This is a genomic window from Aeromonas sp. TW 6, from assembly GCF_013168745.1.
GTDB lineage: Bacteria > Pseudomonadota > Gammaproteobacteria > Enterobacterales > Aeromonadaceae > Aeromonas > Aeromonas caviae.
The window spans coordinates 1-20,931 of sequence record NZ_JABERS010000064.1 but is presented as its reverse complement, the minus strand read 5'-3'; the positions used below and the strand labels follow the sequence as shown (position 1 = coordinate 20,931).

The following is a 20,931-nucleotide window of genomic DNA, read 5'->3' as shown; positions in this document are numbered from 1 at the left end:
AATCGCATGCGTTTCCTGGCGTTGGTTTCTGCCTTGGCGAGGGCCAAGAAATCGATTGGATCGGACATACTGAGTACAGTGAAACCAGAATAGAGCAATTAGATCACATCTTTAATCTGATTGGTATAAAAAGACGTGACAGGAAAAAGCGAAAGAGAAATGCCAAAAAGCAAAAACCCCGCCTGAGCGGGGTTTTCAAATGTGGTCGGTGATAAAGGATTCGAACCTTTGACCCTCTGGTCCCAAACCAGATGCGCTACCGGGCTGCGCTAATCACCGAGGGGTATTCTAAAAACACAAAGATGACCATCTGGTCATCCTCGTCATACAGCAAGTATGGTGCGAAGAGAGGGACTCGAACCCTCACACCCGGGGGGCACTAACACCTGAAGCTAGCGCGTCTACCAATTCCGCCACCTTCGCGTACCTGACAAGCTGTAAAATGGGGTGGCTGATGGGGCTCGAACCCACGACAACCGGAATCACAATCCGGGACTCTACCAACTGAGCTACAGCCACCACAGCTGTTTTCGTTCTTCAACACGCCCGTTTAACCGGCGCACTTTTGATGGTGCGCCCGACAGGATTCGAACCTGTGACCTCTGCCTCCGGAGGGCAGCGCTCTATCCAGCTGAGCTACGGGCGCTACGCTGTCGAACGGGGCGCATTATTGATGATGATGCCGACCTTGTCTACTCTTTTTTTGACATAAAGAATCAAGTGCCTGTTTTTCAATCACTTCCGACCCTTTTCAACTATTTTTGTTTTGTTCAGGCTGGATCCAGCAATTCCCCACTACTTTTTGAATCCCTCACCCCATAGGGTCAGAGATGATGGGCAATGCTTGACTTGCCTTTGCGCCCACCTAGAATGAATGAACGTTCATTCAGTCGTTGACCTCTGATAACCATGGATAAGAAAGAACGCATTTTCGAAGCAGCTCACGAGATCCTCGGCGAGCAGGGCTTCTACGGCCTTTCCATTGCCGTGGTCGCCAAGAAAGCCAAGGTGGCGGCAGGCACCATCTATCGCTATTTCAGCGACAAGGATGACCTGATCCGCCAGCTCTATCAGCACACTATCCTCAAGTGTCATCCCCTGGTCATGGAAGGTGTGCAGATAGAAGAGGTGTCCTATGAGCAGTATCGGCGCCTCTGGCTCAACATCGATGCCATCTTCACCAGCTACCCCAATGCACTCAAGTGCAAATTGCAGTACGAAAGTTCTCAATTGGGGGCTGAATTGGAGCGGGATCCGGTCATAATGGCGACGTGGGCGCCACTTGAGCGCTTCTTTGAGCAAGGACGCCAACAGGGACTCTTCATCGATCTCCCCATTCTGGTGTTGCAAGCATTGAGTCTGGATTGCGTGGCCAACCTGGCACAGCAGCGCCGGGTTCACGATTTCGAATTGACGCAGGAACAGCTGGAGACGGTCATCCGGGCCAGCTGGAATGCCATTTTAAACCCTAATGTTTCCATCACAGGAGCCTGTTCATGAAAAAGTGGATGGCCATCATGTTGCTGATAGCACTCGCCCTGTTTGGCAGTGTCATCGGCTTCAATATGTTCAAGCAGAAGAAGATTGCAGAGTTCATGGCCAATCGGCCCGAGCCCGAGTTCCCGGTCACCGCCATGGTCACCAAGGCGCAGGACTGGGTCCCCACCATTGAAGCCATCGGCTTCATCGAGCCGAACCAGGGGGTCACCCTCTCCAGCGAGCTGTCAGGCACCATCGACAGCATCCGGTTCGAATCGGGGGCACATGTCAAAGCGGATCAACTGCTGCTGAGCCTGGACTCCAGTGTGGAAAAAGCCAATCTGAACTCTTCCCAGGCCAGACTGCCGGCAGCCAGGGCCAAGTTCGAGCGCTACAAGAACCTCTATCAGAAGAACTCCATCTCCCGTGACCAGCTGGATGATGCCGAGGCAAGCTACCGCTCCCTGGAGGCGGACATCGACAGTCTGAAGGCCACCATCGCCCGTCGTGAGGTGCGTGCCCCCTTCAGCGGTGCCGTGGGCCTGCGCAACGTCTTCCTCGGCCAGTATCTGGAACCGGGTACCCAGATTGTGCGCCTGGAAGACACCAGCGTGATGCGCTTGCGCTTCACCGTGCCCCAGACCGACATCTCCAAAATCACCCTGGGACAGACCATCAAGATCAACGTGGATGCCTATCCCCAGACCCAGTTTGACGGCCAAATCACAGCCATCGAGCCCGCTGTCAACTATCAGAGCGGCCTGATCCAGGTGCAGGCAGACATTCCGAACAACGACGGCCAGCTCCGTTCCGGCATGTTCGCCCGCGCCAGCATCATACTGCCCACGGTGAAAGACCAGATCGTGATCCCGCAGTCCGCCATCTCCTTCACCCTCTATGGCGAGAACGTCTACGTCATTCACGAGGCTGACGGCGTGAAACGCGCCAAGCAGGTGGTGGTCAAGGCAGGTGAGCGTCGCGGCAACGATGTCCATGTGCTGTCCGGCATCAAGGCTGGCGATCAAATCGTGCTGTCGGGTCAGGTTCGCCTGAGCAACGATACCAAGGTGCACGTGGTCGAGAACGATGCCCTTGCCGTTCCGGCACAAACCCCGATGCTGTAAGCGCGGAGAGCTGCGATGCGATTTACTGACATATTCATAAAACGGCCTGTGCTGGCGATCTCGCTCAGCTTCCTGATAGCCCTGCTGGGCTTCCAGGCCATCTTCAAGATGCAGGTGCGTGAATACCCCGAGGTGATCAATACCGTCATCACGGTCAACACCAGCTACTATGGCGCCAGTGCGGATCTGATCCAGGGCTTCATCACCCAGCCTCTGGAGCAGGCGGTCGCCCAGGCCGACAACATCGACTTCATGACCTCCTCGAGCCAGCTGGGCAGTTCCACGGTGACGGCGTACATGAAGCTCAACACCGATCCGAACGCCGCGCTGTCCGACATCCTGGCCAAGGTCAACTCGGTGCGTTCCCAGTTGCCCAAAGAGGCGGAAGACCCTTCGGTCACCTCCTCCACCGGCTCCACCACGGCGGTGCTCTACATGGGCTTCACCAGCCCGGAGCTCAACTCCAGCCAGATCACCGACTACCTGGAGCGGGTCGTCAAGCCCCAGCTGTTTACCGTGGGCGGGGTCTCCAAGGTGGATCTGTATGGCGGGGTCGAATTCGCCCTGCGGGTGTGGCTGGATCCGGCCAAGATGGCCGCCTTTGACCTGACCTCAAGCGACGTGATGACGGTGCTCAACAGCAACAACTATCAGTCCGCGACCGGCCAGGCCACCGGCTATTTCACCCTGTTCAACGGCAACGCCGAGACCCAGGTCGGCAACATCGAAGAGCTCAAGCGTCTGGTGGTCGCCACCCGCGACAGCAAGGTGATCCGCCTCTCCGACATCGCCAAGGTGTCGCTGGAGAAGAGCCACGACATCTATCGCGCCAGCGCCAACGGCCGCGAGGCCGTGGTATTGGCCATCAACGCGGCGCCGACCGCCAACCCCATCAACATCGCCCACGATGTGCTGGAGCTGCTGCCGAGCCTGAAGAGCAACATGCCGAGCACCATGCAGGTGAACGTCCTGTATGACTCCACCATCGCCATCAACGAGTCCATCCACGAGGTCATCAAGACCATACTGGAGGCGGCCGCCATCGTACTGGTGGTGATCACCCTGTTCCTCGGTTCGTTCCGGGCGGTCATCATCCCCATCATCACCATTCCCCTGAGCCTCATCGGCGTGGTGATGATGATGGACATGTTCGGCTTCTCCATAAACCTCATGACCCTGCTGGCGATGGTGCTGGCCATCGGTCTGGTGGTGGATGACGCCATCGTGGTGCTGGAGAACGTCGACCGTCACATCAAGGAAGGGGAAGAGCCGTTCCGGGCCGCCATCATAGGTACCCGGGAGATCGCCGTGCCCGTCATCGCCATGACGGTCACCCTGGCGGCGGTGTATGCGCCCATCGCCCTGATGGGGGGCATCACCGGCTCCCTGTTCAAGGAGTTCGCGCTGACCCTGGCGGGCGCCGTGTTCGTCTCGGGCATCATCGCCCTGACCCTGTCGCCCATGATGTGCGCCAAGATGCTCAGGGCCAACGAGGAGCCCGGCAAGTTCGAGCGTACCGTACACGATCTGCTGGACCGGATGACGGCCCGCTACGACGCCATGCTCCATGCCGTGATGCAAAAGCGCATCGTGGTCATCCTGTTTGCCGTCATCGTGTTCGCCAGCCTGCCGCTGCTGTTCAAGTTCATTCCGAGCGAGCTGGCCCCGTCCGAGGACAAAGGCGTCATGGCGGTGCTGGGGACGGCCCCTTCCAACGCCAACCTGGACTACATCGAAAATACCATGGCGGACGTGAACAAAGTCCTGGACGACCAGCCGGAGATCGCTTACTCCCAGGTCTTCTCGGGGCTGTTCAACTCCAATCAGGCGTTCGGTATCGCCTCCATGGTGCCATGGAGCCAGCGTGAAGCAAGCCAGAAAGAGGTGCTGGATCGGGTCGCCGGTCTGGTGAAGGACATCCCCGGGATGGCCATCACCACCTTCCAGTTCCCGGAACTGCCGGGGGCGTCGAGCGGTTTGCCCATCCAGTTCGTCATCACCACCCCGAACAGCTTCGAGAGCCTGTTCCTGATCGCGGGTGAGATGCTGGCGGCAACCCAGGCCAACGGCCAGTTCGTTTATTCGGATCTCGATCTGAACTACGACTCGGCCACCATGAAGATCAGCATCGACAAGGACAAGGCGGGTGCCTACGGCATCACCATGCAAGACATCGGCATCACCATGGGCACCATGATGGCGGACGGTTACGTCAACCGTATCGACCTGGATGGCCGCTCCTACGAGGTGATCCCGCAGGTGGAGCGCAAGTTCCGTCTCAACCCCGAGTCCATCAAGGGCTACTACGTGCGTGCCGCCGACGGCAAGTCGATCCCGCTGGGCAGCCTGATCAAGATTGAAGTGAAGGGAGAGCCCCGTGCCCTGCCCCACTTCAACCAGCTGAACTCCGCCACCATCGGCGCCGTGCCGGCACCGGGCGTGGCCATGGGGGATGCGATCAACTGGTTCAAGGCGACCGCGGAAGAGAAGCTGCCCCAAGGCTATCGTTACGACTTCATGGGGGAAGCCCGCCAGTTCGTGACCGAAGGGAATGCGCTCTACGCCACCTTCGCCCTGGCCCTGGCCATCATCTTCCTGGTGCTGGCGATCCAGTTCGAATCCGTGCGTGACCCGCTGGTCATCATGGTGTCGGTGCCGCTGGCCATCAGTGGCGCGCTGATCGCCCTGGCGTGGGGTATGGCCACCATGAACATCTACTCCCAGGTCGGTCTCATCACTCTCGTCGGTCTGATTACCAAGCACGGTATTCTGATCTGCGAGGTGGCGAAGGAGGAGCAGCTGCTCCATGGTCTGAACCGGATGCAAGCCGTGATGCAAGCTGCCAAGGTCCGTCTGCGCCCCATCCTGATGACCACGGCGGCGATGATCGCAGGCCTTATCCCGCTGCTCTATGCCTCGGGTGCGGGGGCGGCACAGCGCTTCAGCATCGGCATCGTCATCGTAGCGGGTCTGGCCATCGGCACCCTGTTCACCCTGTTCGTGCTGCCGGTCATCTACACCTTCCTGGCATCCGAACACAAGCCGCTGCCGGAATTCGACGAATCCATCCCGGCAAAAGCCAAGGGCGGTCACTGATCCCAGCCCACACAAAAAAGGCCCCGAAAGGGGCCTTATTTTTATCCATTGGATGACACACGACATAAGTCCATGAAGCAGTTAAACTAAACCGCACTCAATCCAGACCGCAAGGACGCCATGTCAGGAATCTTCTCCAAGGCCGTCGGCCTTAACGGACTCTCTTATCGTCTGCTTTCCTACATTCTGATCTGCAGTACGGTGCTGGCACTGCTCATCACCGTGCTTCAGCTCGCCTGGGACTACAACAAGGATGTGACCGTCATCGAGGCCAGCATCGGCCAGATCGAGGCCTCCTTCCTGCAACCCATCTCGGCCAGTCTCTGGAACCTGGATGAAGAGCAGGTGAAGGTGCAGATCGAGGGCATCATGAACCTGCCCAACATGCAGTTCGTCATGGTCAAGGAGATGCTGGGCAATTCGGAAGTGCCCCTGCTCACCCAGGGGGTGGAGCAGCCCCAATACGACATCTCCCGCGAGTTCACCCTGAGCTATCAGGGGGAAGTGGTCGGCAAGCTGTTCGTCGCCGCCTCCCTGGAGCAGGTCTACCAGCGCCTCATCGAGAAATCCGTGCTGATCCTGGTCAGCCAGACCATCAAGACCCTGGTCGTCTCGTTCTGCATCCTGGTCATCATCTACTATCTGGTGATCCGTCATATCAACCGCATCGTCAGCTATGCCCAGAAACTGAGCCTGGATCGCCTCGCGGTAGAGCTGACCCTGGAAGGTCGCCCCCTGCCCCGCAAGTCCCCTGACGAATTCGATACCCTGGCCGCCCCCCTCAACCAGATGCGCACCCGGCTGAACGACGAGTTCACGGCCCGCCATCAGGCCGCCGATCAGCTCCAACAGGAGCGGGACTTCTCCGCCACCCTGATCAACTCCGCCAACATGGTCATCTGCTGCATGGAGCCGGACCTCAACATCGCCAGCATCAACCCGGCGGCCATCCTGCTCACCGGCTATCACCACCAGGAGTTGTTGCAGCACAACTGGCTGGATCTCTTCGTCAGCAAGGAGCAGCGTGACGAGCTGGCCGCCACCCTGGCCGAGCAGGGCGCCCTGGAGGACAGGGAGATCACCATGCACGACCAGCAGGGCAACGAGCTGGTACTGCAGTGGACCTTCGCTCCCTTCTACGAGGGGCCCAACCTCAAGTACCTGATCGGCTTTGGCTATGACATCACCCCCCTCAAAAAGGTGGAGCGGGAGATCACCCTGTTCAACGAGCAGCTGGAAGGCAAGGTGGCTGAACGCACCCGCAGCCTGAGCGATGCCAACGACCAGCTGGGCAAGGCCTATGACGATCTCAAGCAGGCCCAGCAGACCCTGGTGGAGTCGGAGAAAATGGCCTCCCTCGGTTCCCTGGTTGCCGGCGTGGCCCACGAGATCAACACCCCCATCGGCATCAGCGTCACCGCCTCCTCCTACCTGCAGGAGCGGGTGGCCGACTTCAAGCAGCATATCGAGGCCAAGCAGCTCTCCCGCTCCTACCTCAACGAATTCACCCAGAATCTCGACGAGTCGATGCAACTGCTGCAAGGCAACCTGAGACGCGCCTCCGAGCTCATCGCCAGCTTCAAGCAGGTGGCAGTGGATCAGTCCTCCGAGGCCCGCTACAACTTCAGCCTCGCCGACAACCTGCATCAGGTGGTGGTCTCCCTCGGCTACAAGCTCAAGAAGGCCCAGTGCGAGGTGGACATCCAGTGCGATCCCAAGCTGAGCATCTACTCCTTCCCGGGCAGCTTCACCCAGATCTATTCCAACCTGATCCTCAACTCCATCCATCACGGTTTCGATGGCTGGGACAGGCCCAGAAAGATCACCATCCAGGTGGCGCAGCAGGGAGACGAGCTGGTCATCGACTACAGTGACAACGGCCGCGGCATCCCCCCGGAGATATTGCCGCGCATCTTCGATCCCTTCGTCACCTCCAAGCGGGGACAGGGTGGCAGCGGGCTCGGCACTCACATCATCTACAACCTGGTGGTCCAGCTGCTGCGCGGCCGCATCCACTGCGCCAGCGAACCGGGCCAGGGCGCCCAGTTCCACATTCGCTTGCCCATCCAGCAGAACTGAGCACCGGCTCTTGTGGGCCGGCCGCTTTGTCCCCATCATGCTGTGACTGCATTCTTAACGAGCGGAGAACCTCGCAATGGCACAGCATTTTGACTACATCGCCATCGGTGGCGGCAGCGGCGGCATCGCCTCGGCCAACCGGGCAGCCATGTACGGCAAGAAAGTCGCCCTGATCGAAGCCAAAGAGCTGGGTGGCACCTGCGTCAACGTCGGCTGCGTACCGAAGAAGGCCATGTGGTATGCAGGCCAGATCGCCGATGCCCTGAAATATGGCGCCGACTACGGCTTCGACACCACGCTCAACCACTTCAGCTGGGCCAAGCTGGTCGAATCCCGTCAGGCCTATATCGGGCGCATTCACCAGTCCTACCAGAACGTGCTGGGCAAGAACCAGATCACCGTCATCAAGGGCTTCGCCCGCTTCGTCGACAGCCATACCGTCGAGGTGAACGGCGAGCACTACAGCGCCGATCACATCCTGATTGCCACCGGCGGCCGCCCCGAGGTCCCGACCATTCCGGGCGCCGAACTGGGTATCGACTCCGACGGTTTCTTCGACCTGCAAAGCCAGCCCAAACGGGTTGCCGTGGTGGGTGCCGGCTATATCGCCGTGGAGATCGCTGGCGTGATGCAGGCACTTGGCTCCGAGACCCATCTGGTGGTGCGCAAACATGCGCCGCTGCGCAACTTCGACCCCATGATCCACGAGACCCTGGTGGAGATCATGGCGCAGGAAGGGCCCAAGCTGCACACCCACGCCATTCCCAAGGCCGTCATCAAGAACGCCGACGACAGCCTGACCCTGCAACTGGAAGATGGTCGCCACCTCACAGTGGACTGCCTCATCTGGGCCATCGGTCGCGTGCCTGCCACCGACAACCTCAATCTGGCTGCCACCGGCATCACCCTGGACGAGAAGGGCTTCATCCCCACCGACAAGTTCCAGAACACCGCCGTCGCCAACCTCTATGCCGTCGGTGACAACACCGGCCGCATCCAGCTCACCCCGGTGGCTGTCGCGGCAGGCCGCCGCCTCTCGGAGCGGCTGTTCAACAACAAGCCGGGCGAGCACCTCAACTACGATCTGGTGCCGACCGTGGTGTTCAGCCACCCGCCCATCGGCACCATCGGCCTGACCGAGCCGGAAGCCGTCGCCGAATACGGTGAAGATCAGGTGAAGGTCTACCGCAGCCAGTTCACCGCCATGTATTCGGCACTGACCCAGCATCGCCAGCCCACCCGGATGAAACTGGTCTGCGTCGGGCCGGAAGAGAAGGTAGTCGGCCTGCATGGAATCGGCTTCGCCATGGACGAGATCCTGCAGGGCTTCGGCGTCGCCATGAAGATGGGTGCCACCAAGGCGGACTTCGACAACTGCGTTGCCATCCATCCCACCAGCGCGGAAGAGTTTGTGACCATGCGATAAGCGGGGTTGAAACTGACCTCATCACCATCGGGTCAGCTTCCACCACTTGCTACCAAAACCCGGCTCAGGCTGGGTTTTTTGTGCCTTGCCTGTCCACCAGCCAACAAAACCTGCCTTCTTTACGCCGATTTTACGCCAGCCAAATTGGGCTTTATGGCGCCTTTACGCCCGTTTTACATACCCTTTGAGCGTCAATGAGACCCATGGGATCGACACGGATATGCATCGATCCCTGACGCTAATTACCTCAACGGAGTCGTTATGAATTGGCTATATCTGCTGCTGGTCCTCGCCCTCGCGGGCTATCTGCTGCGCGCCCTCGCGCGCACTCATGAGTGAGGAACCGGATATGTGGCAAGAGATCATCTATCCCATCGCGTTCGTGCTGCTGGTGCTGCTGCCGGCGCCTCTGCTTGGCAACTACCTGTATCGGGTGTTTGAAGGCAAGAGTCGCTGGCTGGCCCCGCTTGAGCGCGCCACTCTGGCCTGCTGCGGCACGGACGGGCGCGAGCAGGACTGGAAGTCCTACGCCCTCAGCCTGCTGGCTTTCAACGGCGCCGGTTTCGGCCTGCTGTTCCTGATCCTGATGGCGCAGGAGCTGCTGCCCCTCAACCCGCAGCAACTGCCCGGACTGAACTGGCAACTCGCCTTCAACACCGCGGTCAGCTTCATGACCAACACCAACTGGCAGGCCTACTCCGGCGAAGCCAGCCTCTCCTACTTCAGCCAGATGGTGGGGCTCACCACCCAGAACTTCGTCTCCGCCGCCACCGGCGCTGCCGTCGCCATCGCCCTGTTTCGCGGCATCGCCCGCCAGCAGACCACCCACCTTGGCAACTTCTGGCAGGATCTGGTGCGTTTCTGTCTCTACGTGCTGCTGCCGATGGCGCTGATCCTGGCGCTACTGCTGGTCTGGCAGGGGGTGCCCCAGAGCCTGTCTGCCTACCTGCCGTTCCACGCCCTGGAAGGGCAGGAGCAGCTGCTGCCGCTCGGCCCGGCCGCCTCCCAGATCGCCATCAAGCAGCTCGGCTCCAACGGCGGTGGCTTCTTTGGCGTCAACTCGGCCCATCCGTTCGAGAACCCCACTGCCCTCTCCAACTGGCTGGAGATGGTCGCCCTGCTGACGCTGGCCGCCGCCATGGTCTGCACCCTGGGGCGTTACGTGAAGGATCTGGCCCACAGCCGCGCCATCCTCATCGCCATGACCATCATGCTGGTGCTGGGGCTCTGCCTCGCCATCGGTCAGGAGCTGAAGCCGGATCCCGCCCTCGCCCACCTCACCAGCGAAGCCGGCAACTGGGAAGGCAAGGAGAGCCGCTTCGGCCCCGTGCTGTCCAGCATCTGGGAAGTGGCGACCACCGCCGCCTCCAACGGCTCGGTCAACGCCATGCACGACAGCTTCGCCCCGCTCGCCGGCATGGTCGGCATGATCAACATGCTGCTGGGTGAAGTGGTGTTCGGCGGCGTCGGTGCCGGCATCTACGGCATGATGCTGTTCGTGCTGCTCACCGTGTTCCTGTGCGGCCTGATGGTGGGGCGCACCCCCACCTATCTGGGCAAACGGCTCGGCATCACCGAGATGAAGTGGGTGGTCGCCAGCATGCTGGTGATGCCGGTCGGGGTATTGGTGATCGGCGGCATTACCCTGCTGATGCCGAACTCCGCCACCGTCATCGGACACGACGGCCCCCACGGCCTGTCCCGGCTGATCTATGCCTACGCCTCGGCCGCCGGCAACAACGGCTCCGCCTTCGCCGGCTTTGCCGCCGCCGACAGCTGGCAGTGCATCGCCATCGGGCTGGCCATGCTGCTCGGCCGCTTCGGCTACATCATTCCGGTGCTGGCCATCGCCGGCCAGCTGGCCCGCGCACCACGCCAGGAGACGAGCGAAGGGGACTTCCCCGTTAGCGGCCCGCTCTTCATCACCCTGCTGATCGTCACCGTGCTGCTGATGGGGGGTCTCTCCTTCCTGCCGGTACTGGCGCTGGGCCCGGTGGCGGAACACCTGAGCCTGCTGGGAGGTGCCTTCTGATGCTGCACACCCGACTGATCTGCGTGACCAACTATTCGATGCAGGGAGCTTTCCAATGAGCAAGTCCGCTTCAATGAGCACCGACACCGTTCAGGTGAAGGGCAAGAAACAGAAATCACAGATCCTGCAGGCCATGGTGGAAGCCCTCTATCGCTTCAACCCCAGGGCGCTGTTCGGCAGCCCCATCCTGTTCACCCTCTGGTTGGCGGCCGTGATGGCGACCCTGGAGTCGCTGCTGGGGCAACCGCTCTCCGGCGTCGCCCCTTCGCTGGCCTGGCAGCTGACTGCCTGGCTCTGGCTTACCCTCTGGTTTGCCAACTTCGCCGAAACCCTGGCCGAGGGGCGTGGCAAGGCGCGGGCCGACAGCCTGAAGGCCGGCATGAGCCAGCTCAAGGCACGTCGGGTCACCAGCCCGCAGGATGACAAGGGCGAGTGGGTACCGGCCACCAGCCTGCTCAAGGGCGATCTGGTGCTGGTGCGCAGCGGCGAGATGATCCCGGCCGACGGCGAAGTGGTCGCCGGCATCGCCTCGGTCAACGAGGCGGCCATCACCGGCGAATCCGCCCCCGTCATCCGCGAGTCGGGCACCGACCGCAGCGGCGTGACCAGCAACACCACCGTCGTCTCCGACCAGATCTGGGTACACATCAGCAACAACCCGGGCGAAAGCACGCTGGATCGCATGATTGCGCTGGTGGAAGGAGCCAAGCGGCAGAAGACCCCCAACGAGATGGCGCTGGACGCCCTGCTGGTGGGGCTGACCCTGATCTTCCTGCTGGTGGTGGCCACCCTGCCCTGGTTCCTCGACTACAACGGCACCCAGGTGCCCCGGCTCTATCTGCTGGCGCTGTTCATCACCCTGATCCCGACCACCATCGGCGGTCTGCTCTCCGCCATCGGCATCGCCGGCATGGACCGGCTGGTGAAGCTCAACGTGATCGCCAAGTCGGGCCGGGCGGTGGAAGCCGCCGGCGACGTGCGCACCCTGCTGCTGGACAAGACCGGCACCATCACTTTCGGCAACCGGATGGCGGACGAGCTGATCCCGGCCCCCGGCGTGGACCCCTCCCTGCTGGCCCAGGCCGCCATGCTGGCCTCGCTCGGTGACAACACGCCGGAAGGCAAATCCATCCTGACCCTGGCGGGCAAGAGCCACACCAAGCCGAGCCAGCTGGAGAGCGACATCCTCATCCCCTTCAGCGCCGAGACCCGGCTGAGCGGGCTGGATCGCAACGGCCATCACTATCGCAAGGGGGCGGTGGACGCGGTGCTGCGCTACCTCTCCCTCGATCGCAAGGCGGTGCCCGAGCTCATCCTCAAATCGGTGGACAACATCGCCCGCCAGGGCGGTACCCCGCTGCTGGTCTGCACCCACGAGAAGCTGCTGGGGGTAGTGTTCCTCAAGGACATCATCAAGCCGGGCATCAAGGCACGCTTCCAGATCCTGCGCCACATGGGGATCCGCACCGTGATGATCACCGGTGACAACCCGCTGACCGCCGCCGCCATCGCCGCCGAGGCTGGGGTGGACGACTTCATCGCCGAGGCGACGCCGGAGAAGAAGCTGGCCTACATCCGTCAGGAGCAGGCCGACGGCCGCCTGGTCGCCATGTGCGGGGACGGCGCCAACGACGCACCGGCGCTGGCCCAGGCCGACGTGGGGCTGGCCATGAACGAGGGGACCCAGGCCGCCAAGGAGGCGGGCAACCTGGTGGATCTCGACTCCAACCCCACCAAGCTGCTGGACGTGGTGCTGGTGGGCAAGCAGCTGCTGGTGACCCGTGGCGCCCTGACCACCTTCTCCATCGCCAACGACGTGGCCAAGTACTTCGCCATCCTGCCGGCCCTGTTCATCGCCGCCTATCCGCAGTTGGGGGGGCTGAACCTGATGCAGCTGGGCAGCCCCGAGAGCGCCATCCTGTCGGCCATCATCTTCAACGCCCTGATCATCGTCGCGCTGGTGCCGCTGGCCCTGCGCGGGGTCAGCCTGCAGGGCTCGGCCGCCAGCCTGCTGCGCCGCAACCTGCTGATCTACGGCGTCGGCGGCCTGATAGTGCCTTTCATAGGTATCAAGCTGATCGACCTGGTCATCACCGGCCTGGGGCTGGTGTAACGGCATCACCGGATGCGGGGCAGGCCCGCATCCACCCAACACATTTGGAGCAAACACATCATGATAGCAATCAGAACCCTGCTGACCCTGACCCTGCTGCTGGGGGTAGCGTATCCGCTGGCAGTCACCGGGCTGGCCCAGTTGCTCTTCCCCTGGCAGGCCAACGGCAGCCTGCTCACCAACGCCAAACAGCAGGTGGTCGGCAGCGCCCTGCTGGCACAGAAGTTCGAGCGGGCCGACTACTTCCACTCCCGCCCCTCCGCCAGCGACTTCGCCACCATAGGCGGAGGTGCCAGCAACCTGGGGATGAGCTCGCCGCTGCGGGCCGAGTTTGCCGCCGCGGCGGCCAGGGCGCAGCCGGAAGCCAGGGTCCCCGCCCTGCTGACCCGCTCCGCCTCCGGCCTCGATCCCCATCTGCCGATCGATGCAGCCCTGGCTCAGGTAGCGCGGGTCGCCGGGCAACGGGGGCTGGATCCCGTTCAGTTGACGGAGCAGGTCAAGTCGGCGGCACAAGCTGGTATCCTTGGCCCGCAGGTGGTCAACATTCTCCAGTTGAACCTGCAACTCGATCATCAAAAGGGCGCCTGAGGGCGCTCCTTGCCGTTCGGGAAGGCTCCCTTTCGACAACGGGGACAAGCATGAGCAATGAGGTCACGGCCGCAGTTCGGCCGATGCAACGGGAGCACGGGGATGCGTGATGAAGTGAGGGCAGACGCCCTGCTGGCGAGCCTGGAGCAGGAGCACAGGGGCAAGCTGAAGGTGTTTCTCGGCGCGGCCCCCGGCGTCGGCAAGACCTACGCCATGCTGCAGGCGGTGCGGGAGCAGGCCAGGGAGGGAGTCGACATCCTGATCGGGGTGGTGGAGACCCACGGCCGCCAGGAGACCCTGGCCCTGCTCGACAAGCTCGCCATCCTGCCGCGCACACTGCACCTGCACCGCCAGCAGCGGCTGGAGGAGATGGATCTGGACGGTCTGCTGGCGCGCAAGCCCGCCATCGCCGTGGTGGACGAGCTGGCCCACAGCAACGCCCCCGGCAGCCGCCACGAGAAGCGCTGGCAGGATGTAGAGGAGCTGCTGGGCGCCGGCATCGACGTCTACACCACCCTCAACGTGCAGCACCTGGAGAGCCTCAACGATCTGGTGTGGCAGCTGACCGGGGTCAGGGTCAAGGAGACCCTGCCGGATCAGGTGCTGCTGGAGGCCGACAGCCTGGTGCTGATCGACCTCCCCCCCAAGGAGCTGCTCGGCCGCCTCAAGGAGGGCAAGGTCTATGTGCCCCACCAGGCCAAGGCCGCCCTGCAATCATTCTTCTCCCTCAACAACCTGACCGCCCTGCGGGAGCTGGCGATGCAGACCGCCGCCAGCCACGTGGAGGGGGATCTGCAGTTGCAGTGGCAGGCCGCCGGCAAGACCACACTGCCGCTGCGGGGCAAGCTGATGGTCTGCATCGGGGATGAGCACGGCGCCGCCCTGGTGCGTTACGGCCACCGCTTCGCCCAGCGCAGGCAACTGCCCTGGCTGGTGGTGCACATCGACAGCAAGGGGCAACGCTCCCCCGAGCTGGAGCAGGCGCTGGCCCTCGCCTCCCAACTGGGGGCCAGGGTGCTGACCCTCTCCAGCCCGGCCGTGGCCGATGCCCTGCTGGAAACCGCCGAACAGCAGCAGGTCTCCCAATTGCTGCTCGGCAAATCCCGCAACCCGCCCTGGCGTCGATCCCTGGTACAGCACCTGCTCAAACAGGCGCAGGGATTCGAGATCACGCTGGTGGATACCGAGAAGCGCAAGCCCGGCCTGACCCTACCAACGGCAGGCCCGGGTGAGCTTCGCCAGAGCCTGCTCGCGGTGGCCATCATGGGGGGGACCTCGGCCGTGGTCTGGGCCCTCTCCCACTGGCTGCCCCCCGCCTCCCTGCCCATGCTGTTCGTGCTGGGGGTGCTGGCCACCGCGCTCACCACCAGCCTGGTCCCCGCTATCCTGGCCGCCGTGCTGGGATTCGTCGGCCACAATCTGCTGTTCACCTTCCCCTACTTCTCCCTGAGCGTGGCCAGCCACAGCGACCTGCTCACCCTGTTCGTGCTGCTGATCGTCGGCATCGCGGCCGGGCGCCTCGCCTCCCGCCAGCGTCAGCAACTGGTCAGTCTGCGCGAGACCCAGCAACTGGGTAACGCCCTGCTCTCCCTGAGCCAGGGACTGGCCACCGCCAGCAGCCCGGTGGACGTGCTGAGACAGGGAACCCAGGCCATCGCCCTCGCCCTTGGGCAGCCCGTGTTCGCGCTCGATGGGGATTACCAGTACCGGGCCGGTGACACCCAGACCGGGCCGGGCCAGACCGACAAGGCCGCCATTGACTGGTGCCTGGCCCAGAAGCAGAGTGCCGGTGCCCATACCGCCACCCTCAACGCCGCCGAGGCCCAGTATCATCACCTCGGCGATGACCTGGTGCTGGGCATCCGGCTGGCCAGCCCGCTCACCTCCGCCGCCGAGCACCAGCTGCAGGCCCTGCTCACAGATATCCGCGCCGCCCTGGCGCGGATCGATCTCAACGAGCGGCTGGCCGACAGCCAGTTGCAGGCGGAGACCGACCGGATGCGCGCCGCCCTGCTCTCCTCGGTCTCCCACGACCTGAAGACGCCGCTGGCCACCATCATGGGGGCTGGCAGCACCCTGCTGGAATACGGGGACCGGATAAGTGCGGAGGACCGCATCGAACTGCTGCACTCGGTGCAGGACGAGGCGCGCCGCCTGCACGGCTATGTGCAGAACCTGCTGGACATGACCCGCATCGGTTCACCGGATTTCCAGCTGAAACGGGATTGGGTCGACCTGGCGGACCTGGTGGAGAGCGCCCGCCGCCGGCTCGACTCCTCCTGGCGCCAGCACAAGCTGCTGGTGCACTTCGATCAGCAGATCCCCCGGCTCTATGTGCACGGCGCCCTGATCGAGCAGGTGCTGGTCAACATCCTCGACAACGCCTCCCGCTACTCACCGGCCGGCACCCCCATCGAGTTCAAGGTGATGCTGGCGGACCCCGACCTCATCATCGACATCATCGATATCGGGGTCGGCATCGCCGAGTCGGATCGGGACAAGATCTTCAATCTGTTCTACACCCAGCCGGTCGGCGACTGCGGCAGCCGCGGCACCGGGCTTGGCCTCGCCATTTCCCGCGCTATGATAGAGGTCCACGGCGGCCGCATCTGGGCATTCGCCGGCCCCAACGGCAACGGCACCTGCATGCGCATCTCCCTGCCGCTGGCCCTCAACGCACCGGCGGCCTGATGGTCGCCGCCCTTTTCAATCAGCAAACGGGAGGCTGAATGGCTCACATACTGGTCATCGACGACGAGGCGGCCATCCGCCGTTTTTTGCGGATCAGCCTGATCGCCGAAGGACATCAGGTGAGTGAGGCGGTCGGCGTCACCGAGGGGATGGCGCAGTATCGCCACCTCAACCCCGACCTGGTGATCCTGGATCTGGGCCTGCCGGATGGCGATGGCATCCAAATCCTGCACGCCATCCGCGAGCATCACGCCAATCCCGTGCTGGTGCTCTCGGCGCGGGACTCCGAGCAGGAGAAGGTGCGGCTGCTGGATGCGGGGGCCAACGACTACATGAGCAAGCCGTTCGGCGTCGGGGAGATGATGGCCCGTATCCGGGTGCTGCTGCGCCAGCGAGTCGGTGCCACCAGCGGCGAGTGTCGACACTTCCCCCAGTGTGGCCTGACCCTGGACAGCAGCAGCCACAAGGTGACCCTGCAGGGCGAGGAGATCCCCCTCTCCCGCAAGGAGTTCGCCCTGTTGCAGGCGCTGGTGTGCCACCCCGGCAAGCTGGTGCAACAGACCCAGCTGCTCATCGACATCTGGGGACCGAGCCACAAGGAAGATACCCACTACCTGCGCATCGTCATCGCCAGCCTGCGCAAGAAGCTGGGAGATAACCCCCAGCAACCCACGCTGATCGAGACCGAATCCGGCATCGGCTACCGCTTTATCGGCAGCTGATGTTGCAGCAAGAAGCTGGGCGGCAACATTCCCAGCAACCCACCCTGATCGAAACTGAAGCCGGCACATCGGCTACCGCTTTATCGGCAGCTGATGTTTCACGTGGAACGACGCCAACCGCAGCAAAATGCCAGCAGACCGCATCCCCCGAGCAGCAGCCCGAGATCCTGCAAGCTGGCGGCAACCGCCAATCCCAGGCTGAGCAACAGGTAGTAACCGAGCCCGAACAGGGCCCCGGCACTGCCCGCCACCTCCCGATAGGCCAGCAGTGCCTGGCTCAGCACATTGGGGATAGCCAGCCCGAACGCGACCACCACTCCCGTCATGGGCAGCAGAAACCAGAGCGATGCCTGACTGGCCCACACCAGCCAACCCGAACCCAGCGCCAGCACGGCGGCGAGCCGTATTAACGAGGCAGGCGTCCAGCCACGGCCCAGCAGACGCTTGTTGAGCAGGCTGCCCACCAGGGTCGCCAGCGCCAGCACGATGCCGGAGTAACCAAACTCGCCCGCGCTCAACCCCAGACTGGCAAACAGAAACGGCGCCAGGCTGTAGTAGCCGAACAGCATGGTGTTGAACAGGGCGACCAGGGCGGCGCTGCGCCACAAGCCGGTATCACGCACCATCCGGCAGGCCAGCGGCCAGAGTGCGACCCTTTGGGTGGTGGCCGGGCGGGTTTCCGGCAGTAGCCAGCAAGCCATCAGCAACAAGCCGATTGCCAGCGCCAGCAGGGCGCCGAATACCCCGAGATAACCCAAGCCATCAGCCAGCAGGCCACCGCTCACCAGCCCCAGCACAGGACTCAGGGAGAGCGCGATGCCCATCACCGAAAAGACCCGCGCCAGATCGCTGCCCTGATAGCTGTCGCGCAGTATGGTCTGGGTCACCACGGAACCCACGGCGGCGCCGAAGGCCGCGATGACCCGGGCCAGCAGCAGGGTTTCAAATTGAGTGGCCAGCAACGCCAGCAGGGTGCCGGCGCCATAGGTCAGCAACCCCGCCAGCATGGCGGGACGCCGCCCGATGAGATCGCACAGTCGGCCCCAGCAGACCACGCCCGCCGCAAACGCCAGAAAATAGACCGACAGGGTCTGGGACGCCTGCCCCTCGCTCACCCGAAACTCAGTGGCGATATGGGTCAGCACCGGGCTGTAGATGGTCTCCACCATCTGGGGAAACATCATCAATCCGACCACCAGCCAGCGCGGTGGCAACCTGTTGTTCATGACACACCTCCTTCACAAGAGGTCGCCATTCTAGAGAGGGATAACTTGTCCGATTACAATAAGGCGGACTATAAACAGCAAGAATCGGACACATGGCCTTTATTCTTCCCGATCACCCCTTTGATCCGGACCAGCACGACGGCAGCGCCATCGGTATTGCCGCCGCCCTCGGCTGGCACGACTCCGGCCGCCATCAGCACCAGCGCCACCAGCTGCTGTTCGCCCAGGCAGGCTGCATGACCATAGAGCTGGACCATCAGGTCTGCCTGCTGCCGCCGACGCGAGCGGCCTGGTTGCCAGCAGGCCTGCCCCACCGGGTGTTGATGCGCGGGGTAGTGGCCTATCGCTCCCTCTACTTCCAGCCGGAGCCCGAGTTGCCAAACGAGATGGCGGTGCTGGCGGTCAACCCGCTGCTGCGGGAGATCATCGAGCGGATGGCGCTCTGGCCCTGGGACAAGCCGGAGGCAGAGCAAACCTGCACACTGGCATTATTGAAAGAAGAGCTGGCGCAAGCGCCGCGGGAATCCTGGCAGTTGCCGCTGCCGTCAGACGGGCGTCTGACCGGCTGGCTGCAGGAGATAAAGCGGGGTGACACCCTGCCCGATCGGCTCAACCGGCTGGCCGAGCGGGTGGGTGCCAGTGACAAGACCATAGGCCGCATCTTCATGCGGGAGACCGGCATGAGCTACCAGGCCTGGCGCCAGCAGTGGCGACTGCTGCGGGCCATGGAACTGCTGGCCGAAGCCGAGCCCATCAGCCGGGTGGCCGCTGCGCTGGAGTTCGCCAGCGACAGCGCCTTCATCGCCTTCTTCAGGCAGCACACGGGGCAGACCCCCTTGCGCTACCTCAGCTCTCGGGATGAGTCGCATCGGCCGAGCTCGCCTCCACCACCAGGGTCTCCAGGGCCAGCGGCTTGAGGTTGTGGATGGCCTCTGCCACCACGTCATGGGAGGCCTGCTGCTGCAAGGCCAGCATTTCCTGCTGCAGGGCGGCGCTGTCCAGCTCGGGTCTGGGGTTCTCGGCGGCCATGGCATTCAGGCTCAGGCTGCTGGCAATCAGGGTAGCGATCAGGATCTTCATCTGGCGTGCTCCGGTGTGGTTGAGATGACCAGATAGCTATTCCAATAGTTGTGCCAGATTTATAACAGCATGATTTTATTGATATAAATAATTTTTTGATGCTGCCACCCCTCTTCTTGAATCGAATATTGGTTATTTTAAAACCTATAAATGGTTTTTTTTACCACCTCCATCATGGCAACCCTGTTCCACGTGAAACGCCCCGTTTTTTTGATCGACACCCGCTTTTGAAGTGAGCTATGGTGCTAGCTCCCCCCTTAACTGACTCTGGATTTGCCACCGAATGGAATTCTCCTTGTTCGGCGAGAAGTTCACTCGCCACGCCGGTATTACCCAACTCATGGACGACCTCAATCAAGGGCTGCTGAACCCCGACGCCATCATGCTGGGAGGCGGCAATCCGGCCCCCATCCCCGCCATGCTGGAACGCTTTCAGGCCGAGGCCAATACCCTGCTCGACAACGGCGAACTGATCAAGGCCATGGCCAACTACGATGGCCCCCAGGGCAAGGACAGGTTCACCAGGGCGCTGGCCGCCCTGCTCAGCAAGGAGCTGGGCTGGGAGATCTCCGCCCGCAACATCGCCCTGACCAACGGCAGCCAGAACGCCTTCTTCTATCTGTTCAACCTGCTGGCCGGCGAGTTCGCCGACGGTCGCAAGAAGAAGGTGCTGTTCCCCCTGGCCCCCGAATACATCGGCTATGCCGACTCGGCCCTCTCGGACGATCATTTCGTCGCCTACAAGCCCACCATCGAGAAACTGCCCGACGGCCAGTTCAAATACCACGTGGATTTCGAGAGCCTGCAGGTGGGCGACGACATCGGGGTGATCTGTGTCTCCCGGCCGACCAACCCCACCGGCAACGTGCTCACCGACGAGGAGATCGAGCACCTCGATCAGATCGCCCGTGACAAGGGGATCCCGCTGCTCATCGACAATGCCTACGGCGTGCCCTTCCCCGGCATCATCTTCAGCGACGCCAAGCCGTTCTGGAACGCCAACACCATCCTCTGCATGAGCCTCTCCAAGCTCGGCCTGCCGGGCACCCGTTGCGGCATCGTCATCGCCGACGAGAAGATCATCCGGGCCATCACCAACCTGAGCGGCATCATCAATCTGGCGCCGGGCAGCCTGGGTCCGGCCATCACCATCTTAAATGCGAAAGGGGACTCCCTCCGACGTAGGTGGGAGGGGAATTTCGCCGGGGCGTCAGCCCCGCTGGTTTTGAATGTATTGCTTGATCACCTCCAACGGTGCTCCGCCGCAAGAGCCCG

The 20,931-nt window shown here is 62.6% G+C and carries 14 protein-coding genes, 4 tRNA genes and 2 pseudogenes; 13 read left to right on the top strand and 7 right to left on the bottom strand.

Annotated elements, in window-relative coordinates:
- The coding region (locus HKD46_RS21225; RefSeq protein ID WP_221413923.1) for a hypothetical protein at nt 1–212 on the top strand (212 nt) is incomplete at its 5' end.
- On the opposite strand, the gene HKD46_RS19740 is transcribed toward HKD46_RS21225, so the two are convergent.
- The 4 genes from HKD46_RS19740 to HKD46_RS19725 form a co-directional block, all read right to left on the bottom strand.
- Nucleotides 203–279: transfer RNA gene (locus HKD46_RS19740), tRNA-Pro, on the bottom strand. The two genes, HKD46_RS21225 and HKD46_RS19740, sit on opposite strands and share 10 nt — an antisense overlap.
- A 58-nt stretch (nt 280–337) precedes the next feature.
- Nucleotides 338–423: transfer RNA gene (locus HKD46_RS19735), tRNA-Leu, on the bottom strand.
- Nucleotides 424–443: 20 nt separating this feature from the next.
- Nucleotides 444–519: transfer RNA gene (locus HKD46_RS19730), tRNA-His, on the bottom strand.
- A 50-nt stretch (nt 520–569) separates the two neighbouring features.
- A tRNA-Arg gene (locus HKD46_RS19725) sits at nt 570–646 on the bottom strand.
- Between the two features lie 263 nt (nt 647–909).
- Here HKD46_RS19725 and HKD46_RS19720 point away from each other — a divergent pair.
- The 10 genes from HKD46_RS19720 to HKD46_RS19675 all read left to right on the top strand — a co-directional run bounded on the left by HKD46_RS19720 (nt 910) and on the right by HKD46_RS19675 (nt 17,350).
- Entirely contained in the window at nt 910–1,500 is a 591-nt protein-coding gene (locus HKD46_RS19720) for a TetR/AcrR family transcriptional regulator (RefSeq protein ID WP_161470540.1), read from the top strand.
- Entirely contained in the window at nt 1,497–2,603 is a 1,107-nt protein-coding gene (locus tag HKD46_RS19715; RefSeq protein ID WP_039040661.1) for an efflux RND transporter periplasmic adaptor subunit, read from the top strand. The genes HKD46_RS19720 and HKD46_RS19715 overlap by 4 nt, the downstream gene beginning before the upstream one ends.
- A 15-nt stretch (nt 2,604–2,618) precedes the next feature.
- The gene (locus HKD46_RS19710) at nt 2,619–5,699 is read left to right on the top strand and encodes a multidrug efflux RND transporter permease subunit (protein WP_171865855.1); all 3,081 of its coding nucleotides are present in this window, start codon (nt 2,619–2,621) and stop codon (nt 5,697–5,699) included.
- 120 nt (nt 5,700–5,819) lie between these two features.
- Nucleotides 5,820–7,778, top strand: coding sequence for an ATP-binding protein (locus tag HKD46_RS19705; protein ID WP_043153701.1), 1,959 nt, complete (start codon nt 5,820–5,822; stop codon nt 7,776–7,778).
- 76 nt (nt 7,779–7,854) lie between these two features.
- Complete coding sequence (gorA, locus tag HKD46_RS19700; RefSeq protein WP_048209396.1) at nt 7,855–9,204, top strand: glutathione-disulfide reductase; 1,350 nt, start codon at nt 7,855–7,857, stop codon at nt 9,202–9,204.
- A gap of 349 nt (nt 9,205–9,553) precedes the next feature.
- Nucleotides 9,554–11,236 carry a potassium-transporting ATPase subunit KdpA gene (gene kdpA / locus HKD46_RS19695; protein WP_171865854.1) on the top strand — a complete coding sequence of 561 codons (1,683 nt, stop codon included), beginning with the start codon at nt 9,554–9,556 and terminating at the stop codon, nt 11,234–11,236.
- A gap of 55 nt (nt 11,237–11,291) precedes the next feature.
- A complete protein-coding gene (gene kdpB, locus HKD46_RS19690; RefSeq protein WP_171865853.1) occupies nt 11,292–13,349 on the top strand; it encodes a potassium-transporting ATPase subunit KdpB in 2,058 nt (685 codons plus the stop codon).
- A gap of 60 nt (nt 13,350–13,409) precedes the next feature.
- Nucleotides 13,410–13,937 carry a potassium-transporting ATPase subunit C gene (locus HKD46_RS19685; RefSeq protein ID WP_076362534.1) on the top strand — a complete coding sequence of 176 codons (528 nt, stop codon included), beginning with the start codon at nt 13,410–13,412 and terminating at the stop codon, nt 13,935–13,937.
- Between the two features lie 102 nt (nt 13,938–14,039).
- On the top strand, nt 14,040–16,628 hold the full coding sequence (locus HKD46_RS19680) for a sensor histidine kinase KdpD (RefSeq protein ID WP_042016150.1): 2,589 nt from the start codon (nt 14,040–14,042) through the stop codon (nt 16,626–16,628).
- A 38-nt stretch (nt 16,629–16,666) separates the two neighbouring features.
- Nucleotides 16,667–17,350: a response regulator gene (locus tag HKD46_RS19675; protein WP_041214192.1), complete on the top strand. Its 684-nt coding sequence runs from the start codon at nt 16,667–16,669 to the stop codon at nt 17,348–17,350.
- 98 nt (nt 17,351–17,448) lie between these two features.
- Here the strand turns inward: HKD46_RS19675 and HKD46_RS19670 are convergent, their stop codons facing one another.
- Nucleotides 17,449–18,576, bottom strand: coding sequence for a multidrug effflux MFS transporter (locus HKD46_RS19670; protein ID WP_171865852.1), 1,128 nt, complete (start codon nt 18,574–18,576; stop codon nt 17,449–17,451).
- 92 nt (nt 18,577–18,668) lie between these two features.
- Between HKD46_RS19670 and HKD46_RS19665 the strand changes: the two genes are divergently transcribed.
- Complete coding sequence (locus HKD46_RS19665) at nt 18,669–19,493, top strand: helix-turn-helix transcriptional regulator (protein WP_171865851.1); 825 nt, start codon at nt 18,669–18,671, stop codon at nt 19,491–19,493.
- On the opposite strand, the gene HKD46_RS19660 is transcribed toward HKD46_RS19665, so the two are convergent.
- On the bottom strand, nt 19,423–19,656 hold the full coding sequence (locus HKD46_RS19660; RefSeq protein WP_041214189.1) for a hypothetical protein: 234 nt from the start codon (nt 19,654–19,656) through the stop codon (nt 19,423–19,425). The two genes, HKD46_RS19665 and HKD46_RS19660, sit on opposite strands and share 71 nt — an antisense overlap.
- 283 nt (nt 19,657–19,939) lie before the next feature.
- On the opposite strand from HKD46_RS19660, the pseudogene HKD46_RS19655 reads away from it, so the two are divergent.
- Nucleotides 19,940–20,809, top strand: a pseudogene (locus tag HKD46_RS19655) (valine--pyruvate transaminase); the annotation flags it as partial.
- A 57-nt stretch (nt 20,810–20,866) separates the two neighbouring features.
- On the opposite strand, the pseudogene HKD46_RS19650 reads toward HKD46_RS19655, so the two are convergent.
- Nucleotides 20,867–20,931 (bottom strand): annotated as a pseudogene (locus HKD46_RS19650) (IS200/IS605 family transposase); the annotation flags it as partial.

What these genes read in the sequence shown, in the direction of transcription:
- HKD46_RS19675 (WP_041214192.1), top strand. Translation starts at nt 16,667, where the DNA reads ATGGCTCACATACTGGTCATCGACGACGAGGCGGCCATCCGCCGTTTT.
- HKD46_RS19685 (WP_076362534.1), top strand. Translation starts at nt 13,410, where the DNA reads ATGATAGCAATCAGAACCCTGCTGACCCTGACCCTGCTGCTGGGGGTA.
- kdpB (WP_171865853.1), top strand. Translation starts at nt 11,292, where the DNA reads ATGAGCAAGTCCGCTTCAATGAGCACCGACACCGTTCAGGTGAAGGGC.
- HKD46_RS19660 (WP_041214189.1), bottom strand. Translation starts at nt 19,656, where the DNA reads ATGAAGATCCTGATCGCTACCCTGATTGCCAGCAGCCTGAGCCTGAAT.
- HKD46_RS19665 (WP_171865851.1), top strand. Translation starts at nt 18,669, where the DNA reads ATGGCCTTTATTCTTCCCGATCACCCCTTTGATCCGGACCAGCACGAC.
- gorA (WP_048209396.1), top strand. Translation starts at nt 7,855, where the DNA reads ATGGCACAGCATTTTGACTACATCGCCATCGGTGGCGGCAGCGGCGGC.
- HKD46_RS19710 (WP_171865855.1), top strand. Translation starts at nt 2,619, where the DNA reads ATGCGATTTACTGACATATTCATAAAACGGCCTGTGCTGGCGATCTCG.
- kdpA (WP_171865854.1), top strand. Translation starts at nt 9,554, where the DNA reads ATGTGGCAAGAGATCATCTATCCCATCGCGTTCGTGCTGCTGGTGCTG.
- HKD46_RS19705 (WP_043153701.1), top strand. Translation starts at nt 5,820, where the DNA reads ATGTCAGGAATCTTCTCCAAGGCCGTCGGCCTTAACGGACTCTCTTAT.
- HKD46_RS19670 (WP_171865852.1), bottom strand. Translation starts at nt 18,576, where the DNA reads ATGAACAACAGGTTGCCACCGCGCTGGCTGGTGGTCGGATTGATGATG.
- HKD46_RS19715 (WP_039040661.1), top strand. Translation starts at nt 1,497, where the DNA reads ATGAAAAAGTGGATGGCCATCATGTTGCTGATAGCACTCGCCCTGTTT.
- HKD46_RS19720 (WP_161470540.1), top strand. Translation starts at nt 910, where the DNA reads ATGGATAAGAAAGAACGCATTTTCGAAGCAGCTCACGAGATCCTCGGC.
- HKD46_RS19680 (WP_042016150.1), top strand. Translation starts at nt 14,040, where the DNA reads ATGCGTGATGAAGTGAGGGCAGACGCCCTGCTGGCGAGCCTGGAGCAG.